12 protein-coding genes and 1 tRNA gene are annotated in these 11994 nt (G+C 66.8%); 3 read left to right on the top strand and 10 right to left on the bottom strand.

Annotation, left to right across the window (positions count from 1 at the left end):
* Positions 1-123: 123 nt before the first annotated feature.
* Both ACQ4LY_RS10405 and ACQ4LY_RS10400 read left to right on the top strand, forming a co-directional pair.
* Positions 124-211, top strand: a tRNA-Ser gene (locus ACQ4LY_RS10405).
* Between the two features lie 123 nt (positions 212-334).
* Positions 335-517: a hypothetical protein gene (locus ACQ4LY_RS10400; protein ID WP_431071201.1), complete on the top strand. Its 183-nt coding sequence runs from the start codon at positions 335-337 to the stop codon at positions 515-517.
* Positions 518-535: 18 nt separating this feature from the next.
* Here the strand turns inward: ACQ4LY_RS10400 and ACQ4LY_RS10395 are convergent, their stop codons facing one another.
* From ACQ4LY_RS10395 to ACQ4LY_RS10360, 8 genes are all read right to left on the bottom strand, one after another.
* The gene (locus ACQ4LY_RS10395) at positions 536-1135 is read right to left on the bottom strand and encodes a GNAT family N-acetyltransferase (protein ID WP_431071199.1); all 600 of its coding nucleotides are present in this window, start codon (positions 1133-1135) and stop codon (positions 536-538) included.
* Between the two features lie 30 nt (positions 1136-1165).
* Positions 1166-1801 (bottom strand): phosphatase PAP2 family protein, encoded by a 636-nt coding sequence (locus ACQ4LY_RS10390; RefSeq protein WP_431071197.1) that lies wholly within the window; start codon positions 1799-1801, stop codon positions 1166-1168.
* A 30-nt stretch (positions 1802-1831) separates the two neighbouring features.
* Positions 1832-3196, bottom strand: a complete 1365-nt coding sequence (locus ACQ4LY_RS10385; RefSeq protein WP_431071195.1) for a multidrug effflux MFS transporter — start codon at positions 3194-3196, stop codon at positions 1832-1834.
* Positions 3197-3345: 149 nt separating this feature from the next.
* Complete coding sequence (locus ACQ4LY_RS10380) at positions 3346-4497, bottom strand: cystathionine gamma-synthase (RefSeq protein WP_431071193.1); 1152 nt, start codon at positions 4495-4497, stop codon at positions 3346-3348.
* 67 nt (positions 4498-4564) lie between these two features.
* Positions 4565-5941 carry a cystathionine beta-synthase gene (locus ACQ4LY_RS10375; RefSeq protein WP_431071191.1) on the bottom strand — a complete coding sequence of 459 codons (1377 nt, stop codon included), beginning with the start codon at positions 5939-5941 and terminating at the stop codon, positions 4565-4567.
* An 89-nt stretch (positions 5942-6030) separates the two neighbouring features.
* Positions 6031-6990: a carbohydrate ABC transporter permease gene (locus ACQ4LY_RS10370; RefSeq protein WP_431071189.1), complete on the bottom strand. Its 960-nt coding sequence runs from the start codon at positions 6988-6990 to the stop codon at positions 6031-6033.
* Entirely contained in the window at positions 6987-8126 is a 1140-nt protein-coding gene (locus tag ACQ4LY_RS10365; RefSeq protein ID WP_431071187.1) for a carbohydrate ABC transporter permease, read from the bottom strand. Before ACQ4LY_RS10365 ends, ACQ4LY_RS10370 begins: the two co-directional genes overlap by 4 nt.
* A gap of 110 nt (positions 8127-8236) precedes the next feature.
* Positions 8237-9556, bottom strand: a complete 1320-nt coding sequence (locus tag ACQ4LY_RS10360) for an ABC transporter substrate-binding protein (protein ID WP_431071185.1) — start codon at positions 9554-9556, stop codon at positions 8237-8239.
* 277 nt (positions 9557-9833) lie between these two features.
* Between ACQ4LY_RS10360 and ACQ4LY_RS10355 the strand changes: the two genes are divergently transcribed.
* Positions 9834-10838: a LacI family DNA-binding transcriptional regulator gene (locus ACQ4LY_RS10355; RefSeq protein ID WP_431071183.1), complete on the top strand. Its 1005-nt coding sequence runs from the start codon at positions 9834-9836 to the stop codon at positions 10836-10838.
* Positions 10839-10953: 115 nt separating this feature from the next.
* Here ACQ4LY_RS10355 and rplL read toward each other — a convergent pair whose 3' ends face one another.
* Positions 10954-11337 carry a 50S ribosomal protein L7/L12 gene (gene rplL / locus ACQ4LY_RS10350; protein WP_056514013.1) on the bottom strand — a complete coding sequence of 128 codons (384 nt, stop codon included), beginning with the start codon at positions 11335-11337 and terminating at the stop codon, positions 10954-10956.
* A 50-nt stretch (positions 11338-11387) separates the two neighbouring features.
* Entirely contained in the window at positions 11388-11876 is a 489-nt protein-coding gene (gene rplJ, locus ACQ4LY_RS10345; RefSeq protein WP_045255761.1) for a 50S ribosomal protein L10, read from the bottom strand.
* Positions 11877-11994: the final 118 nt, after the last annotated feature.

The raw sequence follows: 11994 nt of genomic DNA, 5'->3' as shown, positions 1-11994 counted from the left end.
GTCGACCACACAAGGCCGCAACGGATCGCATTCCGGTGCGACGGTATCCCCCTGGCGGCGACGGCGCCTCGGGCTGGTCGTGGGCGGTCCGCGCGATCGGATAGACTGTTCAGGTTGTTCCTTGGTGACGTGTCCGAGCGGCCGAAGGAGCACGCTTGGAAAGCGTGTGTTGTGCAAGCAACCGCGGGTTCGAATCCCGCCGTCACCGCCAAAAAAGCTAGAGGGTCTCCGCGCCAGCGGGGGCCCTCTAGCTTTTTTGTCGAGCGCCTGGGGATTCGGGGAGGAGCGAGCGAAGCGAGCACTGGAGTCCCGCCGTCACCTCGGGTGGGTCGCGGTGGGCACGCCGGCAGCGATCCTGCCACCCGAACGGCATGAGGAGATCTGGGCGATCCAGCGGGATCTCGACTTCGTGGGCACGGTCTACGGCGTCGGACCGGAGACGTCGATGAGAGATCTCATGCGGCAGCAGTCCGACCACTACGGCGCACACGCCGAGGATCGCGCGATCGACAGCTGAGGCACCGACTCGCGCCGATCAGGCGAACCGCACTCCGTAGCTCTGCCCGCCCGGCTCAGCCGGCAACGGCGTCATGCCGAGGCGCTCGTAGAAGGCGGCCGCTCCCGTGTTCTTCGGATCCATGCCCAGGTGCAGTCCGCGCACTCCGCGGCGGCTGAGCTCGGCGAACAGCGTCTCGATGAGCGCGCGTCCGAGTCCCTGCCCCTGCGTCTCGGGCAGCAGATCGATGTGCAGGTGCGCTGGATACTCCGCGGCATTGGCGTTCCGCCCCGGCGCCTGGCTGTACCCGTGCTCGATCATCCGCTCTTCACGGGTCGTGGGCTCGGCCACCCGCGGATACCGCTCCTGCAGCGTCGGCCACCACTCGTCACGGAACCAGGTGGCGAAGGCATCGGTATCGTCGGTCGCGACGAGGTAGCCGATCACGCGCTCGTCGTCGGTCTCGACCACCCACGCGAGATCCGGATGCCGTTCGGCGTAGGGCACCGCGAAGAGGTCGCCCCAGAGGGAATCGTCCGAGAAGACGCCGGTCGCGTCAGCGCCGGCATCCGCCGTCCTCGTACACACCTCGTACAGAGCTGCGCGGTCGGACGGACGATACGGACGGATGCGGGACACGACGGCTCCTCGGTGAGATGGGGTGTCCCGTCAGCCTATCGGCGCGGGCACCGCAGCCCGGCGCGAGGCCGATTGCACCCATGGCAGCATCACGGAGCCCAGCACCAGCACCACGCCGGCTCCGACGAGAGCACCACCCAGGGTGTCGGTGGCCCAGTGCACAGAGAGCAGCGTGCGCGAGAGAGCCATCGCGACCACCCACAGGATTCCGAGGATCGCGGTCCACACCCGCGGAAAGACGAGCCACAGTACGACCGCGATGGTCGCCGCATTGGCCGTGTGCCCCGAGGGGAAGGACCCGTAGTCGCTCACGACGATCATGTCCTCCGGTCGCGCACGCCCGAAGAGCTGCTTGAGCAGCTGCACCGCTCCGGCGCTGGCGAGGAATGCGGCGGCGGCGAACACGGCGGCCCGCCATCGCCGAGCGATCAGCAGAGCGATGATCAGGAGCAGCGGCACGACGAGGATGGCGACCCACCCGCCGCCGATGTCGTTGAGGATCAGCGCGAACGACAGCATCCAGTCGGCGCGGTGCGTGCTGATCGTCTCGTTCCACCAGGTGTCGAACCCCGGAGGCTCGGTGTAACCGAACACGATCGCCGCCCCGAGGAGCGTCGCCGCGACGAGCATCCCTATTCCCCACCACAGCAGCGTTCGTCGTCTCATCGAACCATTCTGCCGGTCGGATGCTGAATATCAGGGAGCGAGCATGCCGACAGTCCGGGGGCGCACGATCAACCACAGCGACAGGACGCCGATCGCCGCGCATCCGACCATCACCGACGCCATGGTCGTCGCGGTGATTCCGGCGCCCTGGGACACCCAGCCGACGACCGGCGAGATCAGTCCCGCGACGCCGAAGTTCGTGGCTCCGATCACGGACGCCGCAGTGCCTGCCGCCTTGCCGTGCCTGTCGAGTGCGAGCACCTGCACGTTCGGGAACGTGAAACCGCACGCCGTCATGAAGACGAACAGCGGGATCACCGTGCCCCAGAGACCGAGACCCAGCTGGTCGGTGACGATGATCGCCGCCCCTGCGAGCAGCAGCACTGCGGTCGAGTAGGCCATGACCCACTGAGGACCGAAGCGCGCCGCGAGGCGCGACGCCGTCTGCACGCCCGCGACGACGCCCAGCGAGTTCACGGCGAACAGGAGGCCGTACTGCTGCGCATCGAGTCCGTGCGTCTGCTGGAACAGGAACGGCGACGCGGAGAGATAGGAGAACAGACCCGAGAACGTCATGCCGCCGATGATCAGCACGCCGATGAAGACCCGGTCGGAGAACACCGAGCGGTAGCGCTGCAGGACGGTCGCGCCGCCCCTCTCCTGTCGGCGGGCGATGGGGAGCGTCTCGGGGATGAAGACGATGGCCGACACGAGCATCACCACGCCGTAGAGCGCGAGCACCACGAAGATCCCGCGCCAGGGCATCAGCGTGAGCAGCCACGAGCCGATCAGCGGCGCGATGACCGGCGCCACGCCCGACACGAGGGCGAGGCGCGACAGCATCACGACCAGGCGGCGTCCGCCGAACAGGTCGCGCACGATCGCCATCGCGACGACGCCACCGGCGGCGGCGCCGACGCCCATGAGCACGCGAGCACCGCTGAGCAGCGGCAGCGTCGGAGCATAGGCGGCCGCGGCACTGGCCAGCACGTGCAGCGCTGTCACGGCGATCAGGGGGATGCGGCGTCCGACCTTGTCGCTGAGCGGCCCCACCACGAGCTGCCCGAGCGCGAAGCCGATCATCGTGCCGGTCAGGGTGAGCTGGATCGCCGCGGCCGTGGTCTCGAAGTCCTGCTCGAGCACGGGGAACGCGGGCAGGTAGAGGTCGATCGTGAACGGTCCGAGTGCGGTGAGCGCACCGAGCAGCACGATGTACAGCGCGCGGCGGCCGTTCGAGATCGAGTCGCCGGGGTGCAGCATGATCGGCGCCGTGGCCGGGTTAGATCCGAGGGTGCGGATCGCACCCGTGGACGACGGGATGCGGATGCTGCCGGTGGCCGTCCGCTCGGTGGCGGCGGTCGTCGGGATGGAGTCAGTGCGTGGAGCGTCGGGCACGACGGTCCTTCCGGAATTCGAGGGGATGAGGTCGAGTCGCGAGAGCGGTCGAATCGTCGATGAGTCTCGAAACGATTCGATCCGGGCGAAGTCTCCATGCTACAGCGCACCGGACCACCGACGCAGCCCGGGCCCACCGGCCCGCAGAGTCAGCTGAGCCGCGCGAGCCCCTGCTCGAGATCGGCGATCAGGTCGTCGACGCCCTCGATGCCCACCGACAGGCGCACGACGTTCTCGGGCACGGCGAGCGCAGTGCCGCGCACCGACGCATGGGTCATGTCCGGCGGATATCCGATGAGCGACTCGACCCCGCCGAGCGACTCGGCGAGCTGGAACAACTCGGTCGACTCGGCGAAGGCCTTCGCCGCGCTCGCGCCCGCGGAGAGACCGAGCGAGAGCATCCCGCCGAATCCGCTCATCTGGCGAGCAGCGATGTCGTGGCCAGGGTGCGAGGCGAGACCCGGGTAGTAGACGGTCGCGAACTCGGGGCGGGCGGCCGCCCATTCGGCGATCGCCTGCGCGTTCTCGGAGTGCTGACGCACCCGCACGGCGAGCGTCTTGATGCCACGCGTCGTGAGCCATGCATCGAGCGGAGCCGACACCGCACCGACAGCGAACTGCTGGAACTTGATCTGCTCGTAGAAGCGGTCGTCGCCGAAGACCACAGCGCCGCCGAGCACATCCGAGTGCCCGCCGAGGTACTTCGTGGTGGAGTGCACGACGAGGTCGGCGCCGAGCGAGAGCGGCTGCTGCAGCGCGGGAGACGCGAAGGTGTTGTCGACGACCGCGATGGCTCCGGCGGCGTGCGCGATCTCGGCGATGAGCGCGATGTCGACGATCTTCAGCAGCGGATTGCTGGGCGTCTCGACCCAGATGATCTTCGTCTCGGGGCGGATCGCCGCACGCAGGGCGTCGACATCCGACAGCTCGACCGTCGTGGTCTCGATGCCCCAGGGCGCGAGTACCTTGGTGAGCAGACGGTAGGTGCCGCCGTAGACGTCGTTGCCGAGCACGATGTGGTCGCCCGGCTTCAGGATGCCGCGCAGCAGCGCGTCTTCCGCGGCGAGTCCAGAGGCGAAGGACAGAGCGTTCACGCCACCCTCGAGAGCGGCGAGCTGCGTCTCGAGCGACGAGCGCGTCGGGTTGCCCGCACGGTTGTACTCGTACCCGTCACGGAATCCGCCGATGCCGTCCTGCACATGCGTGGACGCCTGATAGATCGGCGGGATGATCGACCCCGTGGTCGGGTCAGGCGCCTGACCTGCGTGGATGGCTCGGGTGGCGAAAGCATGCTCGGACATGTCTCTCAGCCTACGTCGCCCCCGACACCGGCATCCGGCCCTGTTACGCCCGGCGTCAGGTGCGACGTCAGCGCGAGATGTATGAGAGCAGGTCCTGTCGGGTGAGCACGGTGTGCGGCTTGCCGTCGAAGGTCACGAGCAGAGCGTCGACGTCGGCGAGCGCTGCCCTCGCCTGCGCGAGAGGAGCATGGATGCCGATGAGCGGCAGCCGCTCCCCCACGTGATCGCCCACGGCATCCGCCGGTTTCGCGTCGCCCCGGAACAGCAGATCGAGCAGGCCCTTCTCATCGACCGTGCCGACGACCTCGCCCATCATCACCGGGGGCTCGGCGCTGAGGACCACGAGCTGCGACACGTCGTATTCGGTCATCATGCCGATGGCCTCGAGCACGGTGTCGGTCGGGTGCGCATGCACGAGGTCAGGGATGCCCTCGCCGAGGCGGGACGAGCGTGCGGCCAGCACGTCGGCGACCGTCTCCCCCTCCTCCACCTCGCTGAAGCCGTAGGACCGCATCCATCCGTCGTTGAAGATCTTGCCCAGGTAGCCGCGCCCGCCGTCGGGGAGGAGCACCACCATGACGGCATCCGCAGGCAGTTCCCGGGCGACGCGCAGGGCGCCGACCACGGCCATGCCGCTCGATCCGCCGACGAGAATGCCTTCTTCCCGCGCGAGGCGGCGGGTCATCGCGAACGACTCGGCGTCGCCGACCGCGACGATCTCGTGCGGCACCTTGGGGTCGTAGGCGCCGGGCCAGATGTCCTCGCCGACCCCCTCGACCAGGTACGGCCGCCCGGTGCCGCCGCTGTAGACGCTGCCCTCGGGGTCGATCCCGACGATGCGCACTCGGTCGTCCGAGATCTCGCGCAGGTACCGTCCTGTGCCCGTGATCGTGCCTCCGGTGCCGACACCCGCGACGAAGTGGGTGATCGTGCCGTCGGTGTCGCGCCAGATCTCTGGACCCGTGGTCTCGTAGTGGCTGCGCGGGCCGTTCGGGTTCTCGTACTGGTTCGGCTTGAAGGCGCCTGGGATCTCGCGGGCGAGCCGGTCGCTCACGCTGTAGTACGACTCGGGGCTGTCTGCCGCGACCGAGGTCGGCGTGACCACGACCTCGGCACCGTAGGCCCGAAGGACGTCGATCTTGTCCTCACCGACCTTGTCCGGCAGCACGAAGACGCACTTGTACCCGCGCTGCTGGGCGACGAGGGCCAGGCCCACACCGGTGTTGCCGCTCGTCGGCTCGACGATCGTTCCCCCCGGCCGCAGCTCGCCCGATGCTTCGGCTGCGTCGATGATGCGCGAGGCGATGCGGTCCTTCGCGGATCCGCCGGGGTTGAGGTATTCGAGCTTCACGAGCACGGTGCACTCCACGCCCTCGGTGACGTGCTGGAGCTTCACGAGGGGCGTGTCGCCGACGAGGTCGACGATGGAGTCTGCGTACTTCATGTTCACAGCGTACGTGCGACGATGCCGCGACCGGGGTCGTGTTGCACCCGGTCGCGGCATCGTGTGTTCCGCAGCTCTGTGAGAACCGATCAGCCCTTCGTCGAACCCGCCAGCAGTCCTCGCACGAAGTAGCGCTGGAGCGAGAAGAACACGATCAGGGGCACGATGATCGAGACGAACGCTCCGGCTGTGAGCAGGTACCAGCCCTCACCGCGTCCGGTGATCTCGGCGAGCACCTTCGTGATCGGAGAGGCCGCACCGTCGGCGAACACCAGAGCGACGAGCAGATCGTTCCAGACCCACAGGAACTGGAAGATCGCCACCGAGGCGATCGCCGGCATGGTGAGCGGCAGAACGATGCGGAAGAAGATCTGGCCGCGGGATGCACCGTCGACGCGCGCGGCTTCGATGATCTCCCCGGGGATCTCCGACATGAAGTTGTGCAGCAGGTAGATCGCCAGCGGCAGCGCGAACATGGTGTGGGCGATCCACACCTGCGCGTAGCCGCCCGCCACATCGAGTCCCTGCGTGACCTGCACGCCGAACAAATTGATGCCCCGCGAGAACGATGACAGCAGCGGAACGAGCGCCATCTGGATCGGCACGATCTGCAGCGCGAACACGAAGATGAACAGCGCGTTGCGCCCCTTGAAGTCGATCCAGGAGAACGCGTATGCCGCCATCGCCGCGATCATCAGCGGGATGATCGTGGCCGGGATCGTGATCACGATCGAGTTGAAGAACGACTCGAGGATGGTCAGCTGCGTGGTGCCCGACTGCAGCACGGCCGCGTAGTTGTCGAACGTGAACTGAGGGTTGGTGAAGAACGTCCACCAACCGGTGGTCTCGATCGCGTCCCTCTCACGGAACGACGAGATGAACAGTCCCAGCGTCGGGATCGTCCACACCACGGCGATGACGATCGAGGCGACGGTCGCCCACGGACGGCTGAGCCGCTTGCGTGCGCGGCCTGCCGATGCTTCGAAGCGTCCGGCGGTGGTGATCGCCCTCGTGCTCTGGCCGGTGTCTGAATTCACGGTGTCGGTCATCGGATCTCCCGCTGCTTCTTGATCTGGCGCGCGTTGTAGATCACGATCGGCAGCACCAGGATGAACAGGATGACGGAGAGCGCAGCACTGCGTCCCGCCTCGAACTTGGAGAACTGGGTGTACATCTCGTTCGCCAGAACCGACGTGCCGTAGTTTCCACCGGTCATCGTGCGCACGATGTCGAAGACCTTCAGCGAGGCGATCGAGATCGTGGTGAGCACGACGATGAGCGCCGGCCTGATCGAGGGGATCGTCACCGAGCGGAAACGCTCCCAGGCGTTCGCACCGTCGAGTTCTGCAGCTTCGAGGAGCTCGGTCGGGACGCCCTTGATGGATGCCGACAGCACGACCATCGCGAAGCCGGTCTGCACCCAGATCAGCACGACGATGAGCGCGAGGTTGTTCCACGGCCCGTTCAGCAGGAACTGCTGCGGTTCTCCCCCGAACCACACGAGGATCTGGTTGAGCAGACCGATCTGCTCGAACTCGGGACCCCGGTATGCGTAGACGAAGCGCCAGATGATGCTCGCGCCGACGAACGAGATCGCCATCGGCATGAACACCAGGAGCTTGTAGATCTTCTCGCCTCGGGTCTTGTCGATGAACACCGCGTAGGCGAGACCGACGATCGTCGAGAGGGTCGGCACGAGCAGCACCCAGACGATCGTGTTCACGACCGAGGTGACGCCGTCGGACTGCGTGAAGATCCACAGATAGTTGGAGAAGCCGACGAAGTCGCTGCCGGTCGAGTTCCAGAACGATGCGTAAACGGTCTGGATGGACGGAAGGATCAGACCTGCCAGAAGCAGGAGGATCGCCGGGGCCATGAAGGCGACCAGCTGGATCAGGTACCCCACGCCGTCACGAGATCGATAGTCCAGGAAGAAGAACAGGGCACCTACGGCGACCGCGACTCCCATGGCCCAGTAATAGGAGTTGAAGAACCACATCACCGCGAACGGGATGAGGAGGCACATCGCGAGGCGGATGCCGGTGTAGAGGGCGCCCTTGCGAGGCGCGATGTCGACGAGAAGCAGGATGACGACGACGACCACCGCGAAGGCGATGACGACGGCGAGAGCCTGGGCGATCGGGGGCAATGACCCGATCCATTGGAAGAACACAGTCGCGTTCATGGATTCCCCTTCATGAGACGGAGCTGATCAGCGGTCCGCGCGACGATGCGCGGACCGAATGGGAGAGATGAGAAGGTGGGCCGCCAATCGGGGCGGCCCACCTCATCCGATCAGCTGGACGGCCAGCCTGTCTCGATCTGGGTCAGCACCTCGTCGGTCGAGGTGCCGTTCACCCATGCGACGATTCCCTTCCAGAATGTTCCCGAGCCGACGGCACCGGGCATCTGGTCGGAACCGTCGAAGCGGAACGTGATCGAGTCGTCCTGGAGCAGCTTGATCGACTCCTGCAGGATGGGATCCTCGACCACGTCGAGGTTCACGCCCTTGTTGGCCGAAGTCACTCCGCCAAGAGCGAGGCGGCTGTCCGCCCACTCGGGGCTCGACAGGTACTCGAGCACCTTCTGCGTCGCCTCGTCGTCGCTGAACGCACCGACGATCTCGCCACCGCCGGTGATGAGCGTCTCGTCTGCGTTCTGGCTCGGCGTCAGGAACGCCCAGACGTCTCCGTCTTCGGCGAAGTTCGTGCCCTCGGGGTAGAAGCCCGAGAGGAACGAGGCCTGGTGGGTCAGCGCGCACTCGCCGCTGGCGACCTGCGCCGCGACATCGCCGAATGCGGTCGAGTTGATCGAGCGCACGTCGCCGAAGCCGGCGTTGACGTACTCGGGGTTCAGCAGGATCTCACCGGTCGCGTCGAAGGCCTCCTTGATCTGCGGGTCGGTGAACGGGATCTCGTTCTTGACCCACTGGTCGTACACGTCGGGGCCCGCATTGCGGAGCACGAGGTCCTCGATCCAGTCGGTGCCGGGCCAACCGGTCGCGACGCCCGATTCGAAGCCGGCGCACCACGGAGCCTTGCCGCTCGCGGTCTTGATCGTCTCGGTGAGGGCCAGAAGCTCGTCCCAGGTCGTCGGTTCCTCGACGCCCCATTCGGCGAACTTCGTCGGCGAGTACCAGATCCAGCCCTTGACGCTGGCCATCAGCGGCGCGCCGTAGAAGGTGCCGTCGTAGGTGCCGAACTCGACCCACCCCTCGGTCCAGTACTCCTCTGCGTTCGCCTTGACCGCCTCGGGCGCCGGCTTCAGCAGGTCGCGAGACGCGTAGTCCGCGAACAGACCCGGCTGCGGGAAGATCGCGATGTCAGGCGGGTTGCCGCCCTGCGCGCGCGTGCCGAGCTGCGTCTCGAAGTCCTGGCTGCCCTCGTACTTGATCTCGATGTCGTTCTCTTCTTCGAAGTCCGCCCAGGACTGCGCGAGGAGCTCGGCCTCGCCCTCGACGATCGTGCCGTAGATGGTGACGGTGTTGTCGCCTCCGCCTCCGCCTTCGCTTCCGCCGTCCGTGCCGCCGGGAGCACCACAGCCGGCGAGCGCGATACCCGCGACTCCCAGCAGAGCGATTGGCGCGTAACGCCGGGAACGCTGTGACAGACCCATGTGAATTCTCCTCTTCGAGTTGTGCGGTCCCCCTCGATCCACGCCGCCCCTGGCGCAGAATCGGGAACCGATTCCAGGACAACCTACCGGGGTGCGACGCCGCGGCACAATAAGCCAGGATCACAACACGGCAACCTTTCCCGCGGTTCGCACAGGTCGAATGGGAGCGCTCCCTCAACATTCGTATGGAACCGGTTCCTTTCGGCGCGGACACCGGCTACGCTGACATCGGCGCGCGGGAGGGGCTGAGCGCCGAACGCATGGTCGAGGAGGACCGATGAGCACGATCGCGGATGTCGCGGCGCGTGCGGGCGTGTCGAAAGCGACTGCGAGTCGGGCGCTGAGCGGTCGCGGATACGTCTCGGAGGGCACCCGCAAGAGGGTGTCGGATGCGGCGGACGAGCTCGCCTACGTCGCGCACTCCTCCGCCACGAGCCTCGCGACCGGCCGCACCCAGACCGTCGGCGTGATCATGCCCCCCGTCGACCGCTGGTTCTTCTCGGAACTGCTCGCCGGCATCCAGGAGTCTCTGTTCGCGCTCGACTACGAACTCGCCCTGTACGGCATCCGCGAGGGGACCGAGACGCGTGAGCGCCTGTTCGATGCCGTGCTTCCCGGCCGCCGCTTCGACGGGATCATCGCGGTCGGCATCCAGCCGAGCGCGCAGGAGCTCGAGCGTCTGCACCGCTCGGAGCGACCGCTCGTCAGCGTCGGCCCCTACAGCGAAGGATCGAGTGCGGTCTCGATCGACGACGTCGCCGCCGCGCGCATCGCCACCGAGCACCTGATCGAACTGGGGCACACCGACATCGCCTTCGTCGGCGGGTCCGCCGACCCCGACGACCTCAGCTTCGGCGACGCCCAGCGCGTCGAGGGGTATCTCGAGGCTCTGGCCGCGGCGGGACTCGAGGCGGTCGCGCGGATCGCCGACTCTCCCCCGACCATGCCCGGTGGCTATGCCGCCGCTGTCGAGCTGCTCGGCGACCGTCGGGGCCGCCCGACCGCGATCATCGGCGTGTGCGACGAGGCCGCGATCGGGGCGATGATCGCCGCGCGGCGGCTGGGCATCGCGGTGCCCACCGAGCTGAGCATCGTCGGCGTCGACGACCACCAGCACGCCGAGATGTTCGCTCTCACCACCATCAAGCAGTCCCCGCGCGAACAGGGTCACGAGGCGGTGCGGCTGTTGCAACAGCAGATCGACCATCCGGACTCCCCGAGGGAGCGCACCGTCACGACATCCGCTCTGGTCGTGCGCAGTTCGACCGCCGGTCGACGCTGAGCGTCGTCGCATTCCGTCGGGCCCAGGACGCACGAAAGCCCCGGGCGAACCCGGGGCTTTCGTGAAGCGTTCAGACGCATCCAGGGCGAGGCGCTGGGCCGCGACCTGGAACGGATTACTTGAGGGTAACCGTGGCGCCTGCCTCTTCGAGGGCAGCCTTGGCCTTCTCGGCTGCTTCCTTGTTCGCGCCCTCGAGCACGGCCTTGGGAGCACCGTCGACGACAGCCTTGGCCTCGCCGAGACCCAGCGAGGTGAGCTCGCGGACGGTCTTGATGACCTGGATCTTCTTGTCGCCAGCAGCCTCGAGGATGACGTCGAAGGAGTCCTTCTCTTCCTCAGCCTCGGCGCCTGCGCCAGCACCAGCGGCACCTGCGACGGCGACGGGGGCAGCAGCGGTGACCTCGAACTTCTCCTCGAACGCCTTGACGAAGTCGTTGAGCTCGATGAGGGTCAGGCCTGCGAACTGCTCGAGCAGCTCCTCAGTGGTGAGCTTAGCCATGATGTATCTCCTAGATAGATGGGGTTTGTTGAACGAGAACGTCGGGTCGCTTACGCGGCCTCGGCGGTCTCCAGCTTTTCGCGAAGAGCATCGATGGTGGCGGCAGCCTTGCCCATCGTGGCCTTCATCATGCCCGCAGCCTTCGCCAGCAGAACCTCACGGCTCTCGAGCGCGGCGTACTTGTTGACCTCGTCGGCGGAGAGGGCGTTGCCCTCGAAGATGCCCGACTTGATCACGAGAAGCGGGTTGGCCTTGGCGAAGTCACGAAGAGCCTTGGCAGTGGCGACGAAGTCACCGTGCACGAACGCGACGGCCGACGGACCCTTGAGGTCGTCGTCCAGCGCGGTGATGCCAGCCTTGTTGGCGGCGATCTTGGTCAGCGTGTTCTTCACCACGGCGTACTCAGCGTCCTGACGGATGCTGTTGCGCAGCTCCTTGAGCTGGGCAACCGTCAGACCGCGGTACTCGGTCAGCAGAACGGCGGACGAGTTCTCGAATGACTTCGTGAGCTCGGCGACCGATGCATCCTTCTGCGCCATGGTCACTCCTTGGTGTGTACGAGGTGCCTCACGGCGGTGAGGCACCGGTTCCGACCCCTGGCAACAGAAAAGCTCCGGCGCAAGCGCACGGAGCTTTGGAAAGTTCGTGTCCTGCGCG

Source organism: Microbacterium phyllosphaerae (assembly GCF_050628115.1).
Taxonomy (GTDB): domain Bacteria; phylum Actinomycetota; class Actinomycetes; order Actinomycetales; family Microbacteriaceae; genus Microbacterium; species Microbacterium phyllosphaerae_A.
Note: the sequence above shows the minus strand (reverse complement) of the source record. Positions and strands in the feature narration are given on the sequence as shown.

Coding starts and splice junctions, on each gene's coding strand:
- ACQ4LY_RS10390 (WP_431071197.1), bottom strand. CDS start 1,801: ATGAGACGACGAACGCTGCTGTGGTGGGGAATAGGGATGCTCGTCGCG.
- ACQ4LY_RS10380 (WP_431071193.1), bottom strand. CDS start 4,497: ATGTCCGAGCATGCTTTCGCCACCCGAGCCATCCACGCAGGTCAGGCG.
- ACQ4LY_RS10375 (WP_431071191.1), bottom strand. CDS start 5,941: ATGAAGTACGCAGACTCCATCGTCGACCTCGTCGGCGACACGCCCCTC.
- ACQ4LY_RS10370 (WP_431071189.1), bottom strand. CDS start 6,990: ATGACCGACACCGTGAATTCAGACACCGGCCAGAGCACGAGGGCGATC.
- ACQ4LY_RS10365 (WP_431071187.1), bottom strand. CDS start 8,126: ATGAACGCGACTGTGTTCTTCCAATGGATCGGGTCATTGCCCCCGATC.
- ACQ4LY_RS10360 (WP_431071185.1), bottom strand. CDS start 9,556: ATGGGTCTGTCACAGCGTTCCCGGCGTTACGCGCCAATCGCTCTGCTG.
- ACQ4LY_RS10355 (WP_431071183.1), top strand. CDS start 9,834: ATGAGCACGATCGCGGATGTCGCGGCGCGTGCGGGCGTGTCGAAAGCG.
- rplL (WP_056514013.1), bottom strand. CDS start 11,337: ATGGCTAAGCTCACCACTGAGGAGCTGCTCGAGCAGTTCGCAGGCCTG.
- rplJ (WP_045255761.1), bottom strand. CDS start 11,876: ATGGCGCAGAAGGATGCATCGGTCGCCGAGCTCACGAAGTCATTCGAG.